We start from the raw sequence: 17,212 nt of genomic DNA, 5'->3' as shown, positions 1-17,212 counted from the left end.
CCGATGGAGGTCCTTGTGCGGCAATGCACACTGCCCTGGAGGCACCCGTGACGACTGCTGAATCTCAAGACAAAATCAGTGATACGGCGACGGCTCCAGGGATTGAGGAGCACGTTATTCCGCTGCTGGCCGAGACACTCTCGGTCGAGCGGCAGCGTGTCGAAACCGGGCGTGTGCGCGCCACTGTCACTACCAAAAGTCATGATCAGGTCATCGAAGAGGACCTTGTTCATGAGCGGGTCGAGATAGAGCGGATACCGATCGGGCGCACCGTCGATGCAATTCCTTCCGTGCGCGAGGAGGGTGACACGACAATCATTCCTGTCGTGGAAGAGGTCCTCGTCATCGAGCGCCGCCTCGTTCTCAAGGAAGAGGTGCATCTCCGTCGTGTGCGCGTTCAGGAAACGCATACGGCGACGGTTGTCACTCGCTCGCAGGACGTCGCCATCACTCGTACCGAACCACAATCGCCGGTGCAGGCGAGACCTGAGCTGGACGATCACTATCCAATATCCACAACACCTCAGAAGGACTTCAACTGATGACCGATGAAACCATCGTAGCTGTTTTCGACAGTGCCGAGCAGGCGGACGCCGCTGTGCGCGACCTGATGGCGGCGGACGTTCCTGAGAGCGCCATCAGCCGTCATGCCAACGCCGGCACTGCCTCCGTTGCAGACGCCACCGACACCCCGGCGCCGCGCGAGGAAGGCTTCTGGTCGCGCCTTTTCGGCGGTGATCGCGAGTATGACAACCACGTCTACGATCGCAGCGTCAGCGCCGGCTCCACAGTGATCTCGGTCCGTGTTGCCGAAGCGCATGTCATGGGCGTCTCCGAAATCCTCGATCGTCACAACCCGATCGATATCGACGAGCGCGCGTCGGGTTACGGCCTCACCAGCACGATGGAGCATGGCGTGGCGGGCTCTTCCGCTGCGGGCTTCGCGGAGACGCAGTATGCCTCCCCGACCGCGCGCACGGCCGGCACGGGCGTCGAAGACGGCGCGCTACCCGCGACGGGCGCCGCCTATCAGACGACCGGCTCTGACCTCACGGACGCCGGCGCTGTTGCCCCGACCGGGATCAACACTGGAATTGGCGCCAGGCCTGCCGGTGCAGACCAGTCTGAGACACTGCGGCTTGCCGAGGAACGCCTTGCTGTTGGCAAGCGCCTCGTCAACCGTGGCAGCACGCGCGTGCGCCGCTACGTGGTGGAGACGCCGGTCGAAGAGCAGGTCAGCCTGCACGAAGAGCGCGTCACGCTTGAGCGCCGGCCGGTTACGGGCGACACCATGACGCCTGATGCTGGAAGCTTCACCGACCGCACGATCGAGATGACGGAGACGCGGGAAGAGGCGGTTGTTTCCAAGACCGCCCATGTCACCGAGGAGATCCGGCTGCACAAGGAAGCCACGGATCGCGTCGAGACTGTGCGTGACACGCTTCGCAAGGAAGAAGTCGATGTCGAGCAGGTTCCGGGCGATGCACCCGTAACGCCGCGCCGCTAACTTGTTCTGACAAAAAAGGCCGGGATGCGAAAGCATCCCGGCCTTTTCTTTGTTCCGGACCTAGTCCGCGCTATTCGCGGCCGGCGCCATTTTCTCCGCCAAACGTGGCATCCGCTGCTTGCCCTGGGACGGCGACAGGAAGTGCTGCAACCGGTCGAGGTAAAGGTAGATGACCGGGGTCGTGTAGAGTGTCAGCACCTGGCTGAGCAGCAAGCCTCCGACCATGGCAAAACCCAGCGGCTTACGCAGCTCCGACCCGGCTCCGCCCTCCAGCATCAGCGGCAGACCACTCAACATGGCCGCCATCGTCGTCATCAGGATCGGGCGGAAGCGCAGCAGGCAGGCTTGGCGGATGGCGTCATGCGGAGACAACCCTTCACGCCGCTCGGCGTTGATGGCGAAGTCCACCATCATGATGCCGTTCTTCTTGACGATGCCGATGAGCAGAATGATCCCGATCAGCGCGATGACGGTCAGCTGGTAGCCGAACATCAGCAGCATCAGCAGAGCGCCCACGCCGGCCGAGGGCAGAGTGGAGAGGATCGTCAACGGCAGGATGTAGCTCTCGTACAGGATGCCGAGGATGATATAGACGGAGATCAACGCCGCGAGCACCAGGATCGGCTCGGAACTCAGCGAGGCCTGGAACGCCTGGGCTGTCCCCTGGAAGCTCCCTTCCACCGTGCTCGGCACGCCCATACTCGCTTTCATGGCGTCGACCTTCGTCACCACGTCGCCGAGAGATGCGTTCCCCTTCAGGTTGAAGGAGACGGTGACCGACGGGAACTGGCTCTGATGGTTGATCGCGAGCGGCTGCACAGGCACCGTCGTCGTCGTCACCAACGTCGATAGCGGCACGGCGACCCCGCTGGAGGAATCGACGTAAAGCTTGCCCAGGGTGTCGATCTTGCCGAACTCGTTGGGCTTCGCCTCCAGGATAACGTAGTAGGCCTTGTTGCCGGTGAAATACTGGGACACCTCCCGCTGGCCGAACGCGTCATAAAGGACGTTGTCGATCGTCGCGGGCTCGATGCCGAAGCGCTCGGCCTGCTCGCGGTTGATGGTCATCGTCTCCGTTGTGCCTGCGTTCTGGGCGTCCGATGTGACGTCAGCCAGCATCGGGAGCTTGCGCATCTGAGAGAGGATCTTCGGCGCCCAGGTGTTCAGCTCGGTCTGGTCGGAATCCTGGATCGTGTATTGGTAGAGCGTCTTGGTCAGTCGCGCTCCGACGCGCACATCCTGCGCCGGCTGCATGAAAAGCCGGATGCCTGGGACAGCCTCCATCGACTTGTCCAGCTGACCGATCACCTGCATCACGCCGGACTTGCGCTGATCCCACGGCTTGAGGGTGACGTACATGCGCCCGTCATTGCCGGTCTGGCCGCCGTTTCCGGCGCCCACGGACGACACGACCGAATAAACCGAAGGGTTATGCAGGACGATCCGATTGACCGTCTGCTGTAGCCGGGCGATCTGGTCGTAGGACGCGTCCTGCGCGACCTCGGTGATGCCGATGATGATGCCGGTATCCTGGGTCGGGAAGAAGCCCTTCGGGATGATGATGTAGAGCCATACCGTCAGCGTGACGGTCGCGATGAAGATGAGCAAGGTGATGAACTGGAAGCGCAGGGCAACATCCAGTGTCCGCTTGTAGAAACTGAGCATGGCATCGAACATGCCCTCCACGAGGTTGTAGATACGCCCGTGGTTATGTTCTTCGCTTTTGAGGAACCGGGACCCCATCATCGGCGTCAGCGTCAGCGACACGATCGCCGAGATAACGATGGTGATGGATACGGTGATCGCGAACTCGCGAAATAGGCGTCCGACGATGCCGCTCATCAGCAGAAGCGGAATGAAGACGGCGATCAGCGAGAAGCTGATGGAGACGATGGTGAAGCCGATCTCTCCGGCGCCCTTCAGCGCGGCGTCGACAGGCCGCATCCCGTTTTCGAGATGGCGCACGATGTTCTCGAGCATGACGATGGCGTCGTCGACGACGAAGCCCACGGAGATTGTCAGCGCCATGAGCGACAGGTTGTCGAGGCTGAAGCCGCAGATGTACATCACGGCCAGCGTGCCAACGAGCGCCACCGGGATGGTGATGCTGGGGATGACGGTCGCCCAGACGTTGCGCAGGAACAGGAAGATGACCGCCACGACCAGGCAGATCGCCAGGATGAGGGTGAACTCGACATCGTTGACTGAGGCGCGAATGGTCAGCGTGCGGTCCGAGACGACCTTCAGGTGGATATCCGGCGGGAAGTAGGCCTCGAGCGCCGGCAGCTTCTTCTTGATGCCGTCGGCGGTTGCGATGACGTTGGCGTTCGGCAGCTTGAAAACCAGCAGCAGCACGGAGCGCTTGCCGTTGGTCCAGGCGGCGAGTTCCCGGTTCTGGGGTCCTGAGACGGCGCGCCCGATATCGCTGATCCGCACGGGCGCGCCGTTTCGATAGGCGATGATGACGTTGTTGTACGGTGGCGCCGTGGTGAGCTGATCGTTGTTGTAGATCGTGTAGGACCGGTTCGGACCGTCGATGCTGCCCTTCGGGTCATCGACCGTGACGTTGGTGAGGACGTTGCGGACGTCCTCCATCGTCAGGCCCATTTCGGCCAGACGAGCGGGGTCGACCTGCACGCGGATGGCCGGCGTCTGCTGGCCGCCGACGAGCACCTCGCCCACGCCCGGAAGTTGCGAGATTTGCTGCTCGACGATGTTTTCGGCGTAGCTGTCGACATCGGTGATGGGCGCCTGATCGGACTGCATGGCCAGGATCATGATCGGGCTGTCGGCTGGATTGACGGCACGGAAGGTCGGCGGGCTCGGCATGTCCTTCGGCAGCGACCCCTGCGCCGCGTTCATCGCTTCCAGCAGCAGGGTCTCGGCGTTCCCGAGATCGGTGCTGAGGTCGAACTGCAGGGTGATCTGCGTCGTGCCGAGTACGCTGACGGATGTCATCTGCGACAGGCCGGGCAGCATCTGCCCGAACTCGGTCTCCAGCGGCGTGGCGATCGTGGAGGCCATGGTTTCGGGGCTCGCCCCCGGGTATTGTGCGGTCACCGTCAGGGTCGGGAAGGTGACATTCGGCAGCGGTGCCACCGGCAGCAGCGGGTATGCTGCAAGACCGACCAGAAATATCGCCGCCGCCACGAGGGAGGTGGCGATCGGGCGCCGGATGAAAGGCGTCGAGATGCTCATCGCGTTGGGGCGCTCACCGTTAAGAAACGTCTGCTTCTTTTCGTCTGAAAGAAGCGGGCATTAGGCTCGTGATCAACTCGGCGATGCGCTGCCGTCGGAGGCTTCGGCCGCCGGCGCCTTGCTGGGATTTCCTGCCGGCGACGTTTTCACCTTCACGCCCGGCGCCAGACGGGACTGCCCGCTCACGACGATGGTTTCGTTGCCCTGGAGGCCCTTCGTCACCACGGTCATGCCATTGTCCTGGTAGCCGACCTCGACCGGCGTCTGAACCACCGTATCGTCGGGCTTGACCTGGAAAACGTAGAGGCCTTCCGGCCCGTGCTGCACGGCGATGGCCGGCACGGTGACGGCGTTGTGCAGCGTCCGGACCTCGAGCCGGGCGTCGACAAACTGTCCGGGCCAGAGATGATCGTCATCGTTCGCGAACTTCGCCTTGAGCGAGATCGTCCCCGTCGTCGTGTCGATCGCGTTGTTCGGCGTCATCAGGGTTCCGCTCGCGAGCGGCTTCTCGGTCTCGCTGTCGGTCACGATGACGGGGAGCGTCCGCTCCCGGCGGGCATCCTGAACCTGCGGCAGTTGCGCTTCCGGCAGGGTAAAGACCACAGCGATCGGCTTGTCCTGGTCGATCGAGATGATGCCCGTCGTGCCGTTGGCCTGAATGAGGTTGCCGACATCGACCTGATACAGGCTCACGCGGCCGTCGAACGGCGCTTTGATGGTGGCGTAGCCGAGGTTGATCTGGGCTGTTTCGATCATCGCGTTGTCCGCCTCGATCGCCGCGGTCTCCTTGCCGACGGTCGCGCGCTGGTCATCCACCTGCTGGACCGGGGCGAAGCTGCTCTTGGCCAGTGAGGCATAACGCTGCAGGTCGAGCTGAGCACTCTGCAGCGTGGCCTCGTCCTCGGCCCGTTGAGCCACGGCCTGATCCAGCGACGCCTTGTAGGGGGCCGGGTCGATCTCGGCTACGACCTCGCCCTTATGCACTTCCTGCCCCTCATGAGCCGGGAGCGCGAGCAACACGCCGGTGACCTGGGCACGGATCTGGACGGTGTTGAAGGCCTGCACGGAACCCAGTCCGTCGAGGAAAACCGGCACGTCCTGGACTTTGGTCGAGGTGACGGTCACCGGGATGGGAGGCGGCGGCGGCGCTTTGGTAGCTGCCTCGGACCGACCGGGGCCTTGCATCACGTGCCAGCCGCCTCCCACGACGGCAACCAACACGATGATGCCGACGATCCAAAGGCGGCCCCGCTTCATCTTGTTCCTCTCTGTTCGCTCGACATCGATTGGTAGAGCGCCAGATAGCCCGTTCGCGAGAGCTTTGGGTGCTCCCTCGCACCTTCGTGAGCAGCTGTTTCAATACGTCACAGGGGGAGACGGGTCTGGCTGGCTCGCAGGGTCGTGCCAACGCGACGAGGTAAGGCGATGCCTCGGCAAAGCGGGCTTACGTTGCCCCGGCAATTTCGCGCAGCACGCCTATCAATTGGCGCGGGCCGTACGGCTTACGCAGAAGATGATACCCATGTTCCTCTTGCCATGAGGTCTTCATGGCATCCGGCCGGCCAGATGCTATCACCACGGGCATGTTCGGCCACTTCTGACGGATACAGTGAGCCACATCGCCGCCGTCCGCTGTCCCCGGCATATGGAAATCTGTCACCAGGGCGGTGATGGTCGTCATATCGGCGCGAATGACCGAGATCGCTTCATCACCGGTTGACGCCTGAATGACGGCAAAGCCAGCATCTTCCAGGCTCTCGGCCATGATCTCGCGGATCAGAGGCTCATCTTCCACCAGCAATACACACATGCGTAGTCCCTTGCATCGGCGCCCGATCGAGCCGTCGGAGGCGACCAAACGTGCCGCCCGATCACCGCCAGGAGATGCCGACGTTTGTAAGCAGCAAGCGATTACTATTTGCTGTGCGGCAGAGCTTTTTAAATACGCCTTTGAGTACAACATTATGTGGTGAGGCAGGCTAGACAGCCGAATGGCGCAGCAGGACGAACGCTTTTGTCGCAGACGGCGAAATACACTGGTTCCAAGGACGGTGAGGGCCACCATTCGTCCGAGGGGCGGAATATCATCACCACCCGTGGCGGCCACGGCGGGAAGGACATCTTCTTCGCCGCTGTGCAGATGAGCCGAATGCCGATGTGCCTTGCAGACCCGCATCAACCGGATAGCCCAATCATCTTCTGCAACCAGGCCTTCGAGCACCTCACCGGGTATTCGCAGGACGAGATCATCGGGTCTAATTGCCGGTTCCTCCAGGGTGCTGGAACAGACCGGGACGTGGTCGCGAAGATACGCTCGGGACTCAAGGCCGGCGAGGACATCCACTACGAGCTGCTGAACTACCGGAAAGACGGCACCCCGTTCTGGAACGCCTTGTTCATCAGTCCGGTGGTGGATTCGGACGGGAGCCTTGTCTACCACTTTGCCAGCCAGCTCGATGTGACGAGACGGCGGGAGGCCGAAGCCGTTCTGCAGCAATCGAACCGGATGGAGGCTCTGGGTGCGATGGCCTCCGGCATGGCTCATGAGTTCAACAACCTCATGACTGTCGTGCTGGCTAGCCTCGAACGAGCGGCGGAGGAGCCCGATCCGGCCCGCCGCTCCCGCCAGATCGACCGCGCGAGTTGGGGTGCGCAGCGTGCCGCCCGGCTTACAAGCCACATGTTGTCGTTCGCCCGCCGGCAGTTCCACGACAACAGGTTGATCGAACTCGGCGATCTACTACGGGACTTCGACAACATCCTGGATCAGATGGCGGGCGACGGAATTCATGTCACCCTCGATCTTCCGGCCGAGCCGATGCTCGTCGAGATCGATGCGGCGCAGATGGAGCTCGCTCTTATCAATCTGGTTCGCAATGCAGCGGACGCGATGCCGAAGGGCGGCGAGATCATCGTGCGCGCCCGCCCGAAAGATGCCGCGACGGCGGATGGCCGGGATGCGATTGAGATTGTCGTCATCGACTGCGGTATCGGCATGCCCGAGGCGGTGGCGCGGCGAGCGACCGAGCCCTTCTTCACCACGAAGGAACTCGGCAAGGGTACTGGCCTCGGGCTGTCGATGGTCAACGGGTTCGTCGAGCAATCGGGTGGCGCGATGCAGATCGACACCGCATCCGGCGTGGGGACGACGGTCCGCCTCATTTTTCCGCGCACGAACTAGGCGATAGACTAGGTTTCCACGTGTGTCTTCGAGCGCGAACGCACCTTCATTGGTTGCTGACCCAGCGCACCGTCCACGGCCCGAATGATCCGTCCCCGGATGCATCGCCCTCGCTCCAGAACACCCGGCCTTCGACCGTGCTGAAACCCGACACGCTCGCCCCGGACAGATTGGCCTGCAACACAATCCGGCCGCCCTCGGAAAGCGTCCAGCTCACCTCGACCGCGGAGTCCCCGACCACCCGATAACTACCGGCGTTGCCGCCGAAAGCGCCACGCAGCGGCCAGAGGATCTCGCGCCGCACTGCGAGAATGCGCGTGAACCACTCCTGTGTCGCAGCGTCCGCCTCATCCCAGCGGAGCTTGGAGGCCAGGAAAGTCTCCTCGGCCACGGGATCCGGGATCGTGTCCCGCTTTTCCGGGTCGCTGAACTCCGGGAACTTGGCGAACTCCTCGCGGCGCCCGTCCCGCACTTTGTCGGCAAGTTCACCCTCAAAGTCCACGAAGAACAGGAAGGGTTGCCGCGACGCCAACTCCTCGCCCATGAAGATCATCGGCACCTGCGGCGACAGCAGATAGACCGCGGACACCGCCCGCACCGCCTCAGGCGACGCCAGCTGGTTCAACCGCTGCCCGAACGCGCGATTGCCGATCTGGTCGTGGTTCTGGGCGAAGGCGACGAAGGCTGTAGGGGGCAGGCCGCCGCTCGGTTCGCCGCGCGGCTTGCCGCTATAGGGCATCATCTCGCCCTGAAAAGCGAAGCCCTCCGCGAGTGCCCGGCCGAGAAGCTCGGTCTGGCCCAGGTAAGCCTCGTAGTAGGCGACATTCTCGCCAGTCGCCGCGACATGCAGGACGTGGTGGATATCGTCATTCCACTGCGCCGTGTAGAGCCGGGGTTCGCCGCTTTCATCCCGGTGGAGCAGGCTGGCGCGATTTTCCTCGTTTTCCAGAATCAGATGCACCGGGCGATCTGCGATGGCCCCGCGAACGGTTTCCGCCAACTCGGCCAGAACGTGGGTCGGACTGTCATCCTGGATGGCATGGACCGCGTCCAACCGAAGACCGTCGAGGTGGTATTCCTGCAGCCAGTAGAGCGCATTCTGGATGACGAAGTCGCGCACCGGACGGCTGTGCTCGCCGTCGAAGTTGATGCCGGCGCCCCAAGGGCTCTTGTGCCGGTCCGTGAAGAACTGCGGCGCGTAGACCGGCAGATAGTTCCCGTCGGGGCCGAAGTGGTTGTAGACCACGTCGAGCATCACGCTCAGGCCACGCGCATGGGCGGCGTCCACCAGCGCCTTGAGATCCTCCGGCCGCCCATAAGCGCTGTCGGGGGCATACGGAAGCACGCCGTCGTAGCCCCAGTTCCGCTTCCCTGGAAAATCCGAGATCGGCATGATCTCGATCGTGGTCACCCCGAGGGCGACGAGGTGATCGAGTTTTTCGATCGCCGCGAGGAAGGTGCCGCCCGGCGTGAAGGTGCCTACGTGGATCTCGTAGATAACGGACTGGGCCCATGGCCGCCCCCGCCACTCCGCGTCCTGCCAGTCATAGGCGCGAGGATCGATGACTTCGCTCGGCCCGTGCACATCCTCCGGCTGAAAGCGGGAGGCCGGATCGGGCACGCGCATCCCGTCCGCCACCACATAACGGTAAAGCGAACCGGGGCGAGCGCCGATCGTGATGAGTTCGTGCCAGCCTTCCGGCTGGCGCGCCATGTGGACCGGCTGATGACCGTCGATCTCGATTCCGACCTGGTCCTCACCAGGCGCCCAGAGACGGAAACGCACACCGTTGTCGTGCAGTTCCGCCCCATGCGGCATTGCATGCGCGCGTCTCGTCATGGTCAGCTGTCGCTCTCGTTGGGATGGCCGAAGGCGAGCACCGAACGTCCGGTCACGGTGTAGACGTGGCCGGTTCTCAGCACATCCTTCTCAGCATCGGGACGGTTGGTATCGATCATCACCGTCCACTCGTCGCCGCCGGCGCACGGCGGAAGCGTGAAGTTAACGCCCTCGGGCGCGCCGTTGAAGACGAGCAGTATGGTTGCATCGCCGCCGCGTTTGCGAATGCCGGTCGGCTGCGCGCGGCCATCGATGAGCATGCCAAAGCAACGCATGCCGGCGTCGCCCCACTGGTCGTCCTTCATCTCGTCGCCGGACGCGTTGATCCAGGTCACGTCCTTGACGCCAAGTTCCTCGTTGTAGACGCCGCGCAGGAAGCGGTTGCGGCGGAGGATCGCGTAGTTGTGGCGCAGGTCGGTGAGCTTTCGGACGAATTCGATGAGACTCTCGCCCTTCTCCTCGATCTCCCAGTTCAGCCAGCTGATGTCGCTGTCCTGGCAATAGGCGTTGTTGTTGCCCTGCTGGGTGCGGCCGAACTCGTCGCCCGCCAGCAGCATCGGCGTGCCTTGCGAGAGAATAAGCGTCGTCAACATGTTGCGGATCTGGCGAGCGCGCAGCTCGTTGATTTCCGGATCGTCGCTCGGTCCTTCGACGCCGCAGTTCCACGAGCGGTTGTCGGAACTGCCGTCCCGGCCGTCCTCGCCGTTCGCCTCGTTATGCTTCTCGTTGTACGTCACGATGTCGTTGAGCGTGAAGCCGTCATGGGCGGTTATGAAGTTCACCGAGGCGAAGGGGCGCCGCCCGTCCCTGTCGAAGATGTCGCCGGAGGCGCAAAGGCGCGGAACAAGTCCGACCGCCGAGGTGTCGCCCTTCCAGAAGTCGCGGACCGTGTCGCGGAACTTGTCGTTCCACTCGGACCAGCCGGGCGGAAACCCACCGACCTGATAACCGCCAGGACCGCAATCCCATGGCTCGGCGATAAGCTTCACCGACTGCAGCAGCGGGTCCTGGCCGCAGGCCTTGAGGAAGCCGCTCTGTTCGTCGAAGCCCGTCGGCTCGCGCGCCAGGATGGTGCCGAGGTCGAAGCGGAAGCCGTCGACATGGGTCTCGCCCGCCCAGTAGCGCAGGCTGTCCGTCACCAGCTGGATCACGCGGGGATGCGTCAGGTTCACCGTGTTCCCGGTGCCGGTGTCGTTGATGTAGTAGCGCTTCTGGTCGGGAAGCAGGCGGTAATAGCTGGCGTTGTCGATGCCCTTGAAGGATAGGGTCGGCCCAAGCTCATTGCCTTCGGCCGTGTGATTGTAGACCACGTCGAGAATGACCTCGAGCCCCGCATCGTGCAGGCTGGCGACCATCTCCTTGAACTCGCGCAGGGACTGCTCGCGCTCATGGGCATAGCGCGGGTCGGGCGCGAAGAAGCCGATGGTGTTGTAGCCCCAGTAATTGGTGAGGCCCTTCTCCAGCAGCTGGCTGTCGTTGATGAAGCTATGGATCGGCAGCAGCTCGACCGAGGTGACGCCGAGCGCCCGGATGTAGTCGGTCACCGCCTTGTGGCCGAGACCCTTGTAGGTGCCGCGGATTTCCTCGGGCAGCTTCGGATGCTTTTTGGTGAAGCCCTTCACATGCGTCTCGTAGAGGATGGTGTGGTCCCAGGGGATCGGGTGCCGGTTGGGCTCGCCCTTCCAGTCGAAGTTGGGGTCGACCACGACGCTTTTCGGCATGAACGGCGCGCTGTCGCGCTCGTCGTAGGTCGTGTCGTCGCCGCTCTCCATCTGATAGCCGAAGATCGCCGGATTCCACTCCAGCTCGCCGGTGTGGGCGCGCGCATAGGGGTCCAGCAGCAGCTTGTTCGGATTGAACCGATGGCCGTTCTCGGGCTCGTACGGGCCATAGACACGGTAGCCGTAGACCTGGGCCGGCCCGATGCCCCCGACCCAGCCATGGAAGATCTGGTTGGTGTATTCGGGCAGCTCGATACGTTCCAGTTCCGTCTTGCCGTCGGCGTCGAAGAGGCAGACCTCGACCTTGGTGGCATTGGCCGAGAACAGCGCGAAGTTCACGCCCTCCCCGTCCCAGGTGGCGCCACGCGGATGCGGGAGCCCTTCGCGAACGCGATGAGTTTCTGTGCTGGACACTGGTGGCTCCGTGAGCATGGGAATGAGGCGGTTGACGCTAAATGGGATGATCGTCGCCAGCGCCAAGACACGATCGATTTGATGCTGTATCGTATCGAATGCGGATGCTATGCTGCCGCCGTGCCAGACCTTCATCCCCCCGCCCTCGCCGATGCAGCCGTCGGCGCCGTGCCGCCGCTGCTTTCCGTCGTCGTTCCGTTCCACGACGAGCAGGAGAATGTCGGGGCGCTCCACGACCGGTTGTGCGCGGTGCTGGATGCCGAGGGCCTGACCTGGGAGCTCGTCTGCGTCAATGACGGCAGCCGCGACGCGACCTTGGCTGCCCTGATCCGCCTGTCGCGGGCCGATGCCCGTGTCCGCGTCTACGACCTGTCACGGAACTTCGGCAAGGAGGCAGCGCTGACCGCCGGGCTGGATGAGGCGCGCGGCCTGGTGGTGGTCCCGCTCGACGCCGACCTGCAGGACCCGCCCGAACTCATCCCGGCCCTCATCGCCAAGTGGCGGGAGGGGTTCGACGTGGTCAACGCGGTGCGGGCCGCGCGCGAGGGCGAGGGCTGGCTCAAACGTGTATCGGCCCACTGGTTCTACCGCGTCATGAACCGGCTGAGCGCAATCGAAATCCCACGCGACACAGGCGACTTCCGGCTGCTGTCGCGGGCGGCTCTCGAGGCGCTGCGTCAAATGCCCGAGCGGCGGCGCTTCATGAAGGGCATGTTTGTCTGGGTCGGCTTCCCGACCGCCTCCGTCACCTATCGCCGGGAAGGCCGCTATGCCGGCCGCACCAGCTGGAACTACTGGCGCCTGTGGAACTTCGCGCTCGAGGGCATCACCTCCTTCAGCCAGGTCCCTCTCCGCATCGCCTCCTATCTCGGCGTGGCTGTGGCGCTCCTGTCCCTCCTCTACGCGACGTTCCTGATCATTCGCACCGTGCTCTTCGGCAACATCGTCAGCGGGTATCCGTCGCTGATGGTGGCGATCCTGTTCCTCGGCGGCACGCAGCTCATCGCGCTCGGGGTCATCGGCGAATATGTCGGTCGCATCTACGAAGAGGCCAAGCAGCGCCCGATCTACATCATCCGGCGCCGCTGGACCGGCGAGGTCGAGGACGGGTTGTCAGGGAAGGGCCACGTCAGCCGCCGCGACGACCAGCAGCAGCAGGGCCGCCACGCCTGAAAGTGCCACCCCGAGGCTGGTGGCGGCGGCGGCGAACCCCACCATCGCCGGGCCGCAGAGCATTCCCGCGTAGCCGAGCGCGCTGATCAGCGGGATCGAGACGCTCGTGGGCACGCCGGGAACCCGGGCGGCGGCGCCGAACAGCAGCGGCACGATGTTCGCCGCACCGAGCCCGACCAGTGCGAAGCCCGCCACTGCGGCGGGTCCAGGCACGAGGACGGCCGCCGCCCAGCCGAGCGCTGCCAGGATGGCGCTGAAGCGGAGCAGCCTGACCACCCCCCAGCGGCGGGCCAACGCATCGCCGGTCAATCGTCCCGCTGCCATGGTGACTGAAAAGGCCGCATAGCCGACGCCGCCATATGCTGTGGCGAGACCCTTGCCGTGCAGGAACAACGCGCTCCAATCCAGAGTCGCGCCCTCCCCGAGGAAGCCGATGAAGCAAAGGGCGCCGATGACCAGCACGACAGGATGAAGCGCCAGCCGCAGGCTGCTCTGCTGGCCGGCGGCGGGTCGTGGCTCCCTACCCGGCAGCAGGCCGCGCAGGCGCGTCAGCCACAGGACGAGGAAGATCGCCATGATGGTGAAAACCGCCACCAGAAGCGAAAGGCCGCTCGCCAGCAGCAGCGTGAGCCCGAGCGAGCCCGCGAGGCCGCCGATGCTGAACATGCCGTGGAAGCCCGACATGAGGGGGCGTGCCGAGCGGGCTTCGACCTCGACTGCCTGTGCATTCATCCCGGCATCCAACCCGCCGAGGCCGAAACCGAAGCAGAGGAGGGCAATCGCCAGGCCAAGCGGGCTCGACAGGATGGCGAGAAGCGGCAGCACCAGGGTGAGCAGAGCGCAGGACGCCGCCATGCAGCGCCGCGTGCCGTGGCGGCTGAGCCCCCAGGAAACCAGCGGCATGATCAACACAGCGCCGACGCCGAGCCCGATGAGCACGGCACCGAAGCTTGCCGTGCCAAGACCGGTGCGGGCCTTGGCGAAGGGCACCATGGGCGCCCAGGCGGCGTTGACGAAGCCGGACGAGAGAAAGAACAGCCGGGTCGAGAGACGGGCGGCAGGAAGCGGGTCAGCCGTCGCTTGCGTAGTCACCGCTCCCCCACCGGTCGCCCGCGCTCCACGGATCAGGTCCGCGGACGCGCATGGCGACCTTCAGAACAAGGCGTCAGGAATGCTGGCGACGCAGGAACGCCGGGATCTCCAGGCCGCCCATCTCCTCGACCGGCGCCGGCCGCACCGCGGGGCGCGGCTCCGCCCGGACCTGCTCGGCCATCCGCGTCTCGGCTACCCGTTCGGTGGCGCGCGTCGTCTCGGCAGCCAGCGGCTCGGGCGCAGGCTTCGGGGCAGGCGCCGCAGGTTGCGCCCGCTTGCCGATCGCCCCCGTCACACGGTTGAACAGGCTGGTGCCGCCGGAGGGCGCGGGCGCCGAGGCGGGCTCCGCGGCCGGGCGGGAGACCGGCTCCGCGAACAGGCCGCGCGGGCTCGCGGGCCGCTGCGGCAGAGTGGAGGGCGTGCGCAGCGTGGGCGTCGCCGGCGTCATCGTCGGGCTCGGTGCCGGGCTGTGGTGAAAGGCGGTCGGCTGGGTCGCCGACATGCCGGGCGCCTGCGCCGCCGTCCACTGCGGGGCCGCCGGGCTGAACGCCGGGTTGAACCCGCCGGACGCCGCATGGGCGCCGCCGGTGCCGGTTGCCTGCAACGCCGTCTCGGCAGCGACGGCCGGAGTGGCTGCGGCCTGCAGCGACAGGACCACGCGCTCGGGGTTGCTCGCGGCGAGTTCGAGCTTCGGGCGATACTCGATCGCGGCGCTGTCGATCCCCGTGGCGACGACGCTCACGCGGATGCGGCCGTTGAGGCTGCTGTCGATCGCCGAGCCGAAGATGATGTTGGCTTCCTCGTCCACTTCCTCGCGGATGCGGTTGGCGGCCTGATCGACCTCGAACAGCGTCATGTCCTCGCCGCCGGTGATGTTGATCAGCAGGCCGCGCGCGCCGGCCATGTTGGTGTCCTCCAGCAGCGGATTGCTGATGGCGGCCTCGGCGGCGCGCACCGAGCGATTGTCGCCCTCGGCCTCGCCCGTGCCCATCATCGCCTTGCCCATCTCGGACATCACGGTGCGGATGTCGGCGAAGTCGAGGTTGACGAGGCCCGGCACGACCATGAGGTCGGTGACGCCGCGGACGCCCATGTAGAGGACGTTGTCGGCCATCTGGAAGGCTTCCTTCCAGCCGGTGTGCTCGTTGGCGATCCTGAACAGGTTCTGGTTCGGGATGATGATGAGTGTGTCGACGTACTGCTGCAACTCGGAGATGCCGGCCTCGGCGGCGCGGGCGCGCTTGATGCCTTCGAAGGAGAAGGGCTTCGTCACCACGCCGACGGTCAGGATGTCGTGCTTGCGGGCGAGCCGCGCGATGACCGGGGCCGCGCCCGTCCCCGTGCCGCCGCCCATGCCGGCGGTGATGAACACCATGTGGACGCCTTCAAGATGACGTTCCAGATCCGCCTCGGCTTCCTCGGCCGAGAGACGGCCCACTTCCGGCTTGCCGCCGGCGCCGTTGCCCTGGGTGATGGTTGGCCCGAGTTGGATGCGGCGGTCGGCGCGGCTGCGCATGAGCTGCTGCGCGTCGGTGTTGGCGACGATGAACTCCACGCCCGGCAGGTTCAGGGCGATCATGTTGTCGACCGCATTGGTGCCGCCGCCGCCCACGCCGATGACGCAGATGCGCGGGGTGAAGTCGCAATGCGACTGTTGCGGAACAGTGAGGTTCAGCGTCATGGGCGGGCTCCTTGGAAAAACTTGCCTGTCTGCGCGCGTCCGGCCGGCGCTTGCTGGCAATTGTTGAAAGGGAGGGCGCACGCGGCTGCGCGCAAATTCGGGAACCGTGTCCGGGCCATCAGATCCGCTCCTTCAGAAACGAGATGAAACGCTTCAGCGGACCGCTCGGGCGCCGCATCGCGAGGTCGATATCCTGCATCGAGCGGCCCTCGCCCGCGGCCCAGGCGAGCAGACCGGCCCCGGTGGCGAACGCCGGGCCCGCCGCCGCGTCCGGCAGGCCTCGCAGGCCGACAGGCCGGCCCAGCCGCACCTGCTTGCCCAGGATCTGCGCCGCCAGCTCGCGCGCGCCGGCGAGTTGGCAGGCGCCGCCGGTCAGCACGACCCGTGCGCCGGCCACGCGGGACAGGCCGGAATTCTCCAGCCGGTCCTTCACGATCTCGAAGATCTCCTCCAGCCTTGGCCGGATGATGCTGACCACCATGCTGCGCGGCACACGGGCAATCTGATGCTCCTCCTCGCCGACCAGCGGCACGGGCAGCATTTCGCGCTCATCGTCGGGGCTTGCCTGGCAGCTGCCGTAGAGCGTCTTGAGCCGCTCGGCGTGGGCAACGGGTGTCGACAGCAGGCGGGCGATGTCGTTCGTCACGTGGATGCCGCCGACCAGCGTCTGCCCCGTGTGCAGCAGCTGGCCTTCGGCGAAGACCGCGAAGCTCGTGCTGCCGCCGCCCATGTCGATGACCGTCGTGCCAAGCTCGCGTTCATCCTCGACGAGCGTTGCGAGGCCCGCCGCGAAGGGCGCGGAGACGAGGTCGGCGATCTCGAGGTCGCAGCGGCTGAGACAGGTATGGAGATTGCGGAGCGCCGAGGAGACGGCGTCGATCACATGCAGCCGCGCCGTAAGGGTTTCGCAGTGGAGGCCGCGAGGATCCTCGACGCGCATGGTCTCGTCGACCGAGAAGGACAGCGGCAGCGCATGGATGGCGTCCCGACCTTCCGAGGCGGCACGGCTACGTCCTTCCAGCACGACCTGCCGGATATCGTCCTCGTTCACCTCGCGGCCGCCGACCGGCCATTGCACGTTGAACAGGCGGCTCTCCGGCTGGCCGCAGCCGAGATTGACAGTCACCGCGCGCAGCCGGGTATCGGCCATATCCTCGGCCTGCCCGACGGCGGCGCGGATGGCGCGCTCGGCCTCGTCGAGGTCGGTGATGGCTCCGTTACGGATGCCCCGCCCCTTCTGCCAGCCGAAGCCCGTGATGCGGCGCGTGCCGTCGGGCTCGCTGCGGCCGATCATGCAGGTGATCTTGGTCGAACCGATGTCGAGCGAGCCGAACACACCGGGCCGGACGGCGCGTGTGCGCGGCGGCATGTCGATGATGGCGGGCGGCAGCGCGCGGTAGGACAT

General features: G+C 65.2%; 12 protein-coding genes. 4 read left to right on the top strand and 8 right to left on the bottom strand.

Features of this window, described 5'->3' with window-relative positions; all coding sequences use genetic code 11:
* Positions 1–47 precede the first annotated feature (47 nt).
* The gene (locus tag ACOEQ1_RS01775; RefSeq protein WP_419757517.1) at positions 48–542 is read left to right on the top strand and encodes a YsnF/AvaK domain-containing protein; all 495 of its coding nucleotides are present in this window, start codon (positions 48–50) and stop codon (positions 540–542) included.
* Entirely contained in the window at positions 542–1,507 is a 966-nt protein-coding gene (locus tag ACOEQ1_RS01770; protein ID WP_419757516.1) for a YsnF/AvaK domain-containing protein, read from the top strand. The genes ACOEQ1_RS01775 and ACOEQ1_RS01770 overlap by 1 nt, the downstream gene beginning before the upstream one ends.
* A gap of 60 nt (positions 1,508–1,567) precedes the next feature.
* Here the strand turns inward: ACOEQ1_RS01770 and ACOEQ1_RS01765 are convergent, their stop codons facing one another.
* From ACOEQ1_RS01765 to ACOEQ1_RS01755, 3 genes are all read right to left on the bottom strand, one after another.
* Positions 1,568–4,705 carry an efflux RND transporter permease subunit gene (locus ACOEQ1_RS01765; RefSeq protein WP_419757515.1) on the bottom strand — a complete coding sequence of 1,046 codons (3,138 nt, stop codon included), beginning with the start codon at positions 4,703–4,705 and terminating at the stop codon, positions 1,568–1,570.
* Between the two features lie 72 nt (positions 4,706–4,777).
* A complete protein-coding gene (locus ACOEQ1_RS01760) occupies positions 4,778–5,962 on the bottom strand; it encodes an efflux RND transporter periplasmic adaptor subunit (protein WP_419757514.1) in 1,185 nt (394 codons plus the stop codon).
* Between the two features lie 187 nt (positions 5,963–6,149).
* Positions 6,150–6,515 carry a response regulator gene (locus ACOEQ1_RS01755; RefSeq protein WP_419757513.1) on the bottom strand — a complete coding sequence of 122 codons (366 nt, stop codon included), beginning with the start codon at positions 6,513–6,515 and terminating at the stop codon, positions 6,150–6,152.
* Positions 6,516–6,719: 204 nt separating this feature from the next.
* Between ACOEQ1_RS01755 and ACOEQ1_RS01750 the strand changes: the two genes are divergently transcribed.
* On the top strand, positions 6,720–7,886 hold the full coding sequence (locus ACOEQ1_RS01750) for an ATP-binding protein (protein ID WP_419757512.1): 1,167 nt from the start codon (positions 6,720–6,722) through the stop codon (positions 7,884–7,886).
* 46 nt (positions 7,887–7,932) lie between these two features.
* Here ACOEQ1_RS01750 and treZ read toward each other — a convergent pair whose 3' ends face one another.
* Positions 7,933–9,726 (bottom strand): malto-oligosyltrehalose trehalohydrolase, encoded by a 1,794-nt coding sequence (treZ, locus tag ACOEQ1_RS01745; protein WP_419757511.1) that lies wholly within the window; start codon positions 9,724–9,726, stop codon positions 7,933–7,935.
* Between the two features lie 2 nt (positions 9,727–9,728).
* The gene (gene glgX / locus ACOEQ1_RS01740) at positions 9,729–11,879 is read right to left on the bottom strand and encodes a glycogen debranching protein GlgX (protein WP_419758616.1); all 2,151 of its coding nucleotides are present in this window, start codon (positions 11,877–11,879) and stop codon (positions 9,729–9,731) included.
* A gap of 63 nt (positions 11,880–11,942) precedes the next feature.
* Between glgX and ACOEQ1_RS01735 the strand changes: the two genes are divergently transcribed.
* Positions 11,943–13,034 (top strand): glycosyltransferase family 2 protein, encoded by a 1,092-nt coding sequence (locus tag ACOEQ1_RS01735; RefSeq protein ID WP_419757509.1) that lies wholly within the window; start codon positions 11,943–11,945, stop codon positions 13,032–13,034.
* On the opposite strand, the gene ACOEQ1_RS01730 is transcribed toward ACOEQ1_RS01735, so the two are convergent.
* The 3 genes from ACOEQ1_RS01730 to ftsA all read right to left on the bottom strand — a co-directional run bounded on the left by ACOEQ1_RS01730 (position 12,975) and on the right by ftsA (position 17,212).
* The gene (locus ACOEQ1_RS01730; protein ID WP_419757508.1) at positions 12,975–14,126 is read right to left on the bottom strand and encodes an MFS transporter; all 1,152 of its coding nucleotides are present in this window, start codon (positions 14,124–14,126) and stop codon (positions 12,975–12,977) included. The two genes, ACOEQ1_RS01735 and ACOEQ1_RS01730, sit on opposite strands and share 60 nt — an antisense overlap.
* Before the next feature lie 73 nt (positions 14,127–14,199).
* Positions 14,200–15,807 carry a cell division protein FtsZ gene (gene ftsZ, locus ACOEQ1_RS01725; RefSeq protein ID WP_419757507.1) on the bottom strand — a complete coding sequence of 536 codons (1,608 nt, stop codon included), beginning with the start codon at positions 15,805–15,807 and terminating at the stop codon, positions 14,200–14,202.
* A 118-nt stretch (positions 15,808–15,925) separates the two neighbouring features.
* Positions 15,926–17,212: a cell division protein FtsA gene (gene ftsA / locus ACOEQ1_RS01720; RefSeq protein WP_419758615.1), complete on the bottom strand. Its 1,287-nt coding sequence runs from the start codon at positions 17,210–17,212 to the stop codon at positions 15,926–15,928.

It is taken from the genome of Acidisoma sp., assembly GCF_965199065.1.
In the GTDB taxonomy this organism is placed as follows: domain Bacteria; phylum Pseudomonadota; class Alphaproteobacteria; order Acetobacterales; family Acetobacteraceae; genus Acidisoma.
The sequence above is the reverse complement of the archived record's forward strand: the minus strand, read 5'-3'. Positions and strand labels throughout refer to the sequence as shown.

Coding starts and splice junctions, on each gene's coding strand:
- ACOEQ1_RS01760 (WP_419757514.1), bottom strand. CDS start 5,962: ATGAAGCGGGGCCGCCTTTGGATCGTCGGCATCATCGTGTTGGTTGCC.
- ACOEQ1_RS01755 (WP_419757513.1), bottom strand. CDS start 6,515: ATGTGTGTATTGCTGGTGGAAGATGAGCCTCTGATCCGCGAGATCATG.
- ACOEQ1_RS01765 (WP_419757515.1), bottom strand. CDS start 4,705: ATGAGCATCTCGACGCCTTTCATCCGGCGCCCGATCGCCACCTCCCTC.
- treZ (WP_419757511.1), bottom strand. CDS start 9,726: ATGACGAGACGCGCGCATGCAATGCCGCATGGGGCGGAACTGCACGAC.
- ACOEQ1_RS01735 (WP_419757509.1), top strand. CDS start 11,943: ATGCTGTATCGTATCGAATGCGGATGCTATGCTGCCGCCGTGCCAGAC.
- glgX (WP_419758616.1), bottom strand. CDS start 11,879: ATGCTCACGGAGCCACCAGTGTCCAGCACAGAAACTCATCGCGTTCGC.
- ftsA (WP_419758615.1), bottom strand. CDS start 17,212: ATGTCCTACCGCGCGCTGCCGCCCGCCATCATCGACATGCCGCCGCGC.
- ftsZ (WP_419757507.1), bottom strand. CDS start 15,807: ATGACGCTGAACCTCACTGTTCCGCAACAGTCGCATTGCGACTTCACC.
- ACOEQ1_RS01770 (WP_419757516.1), top strand. CDS start 542: ATGACCGATGAAACCATCGTAGCTGTTTTCGACAGTGCCGAGCAGGCG.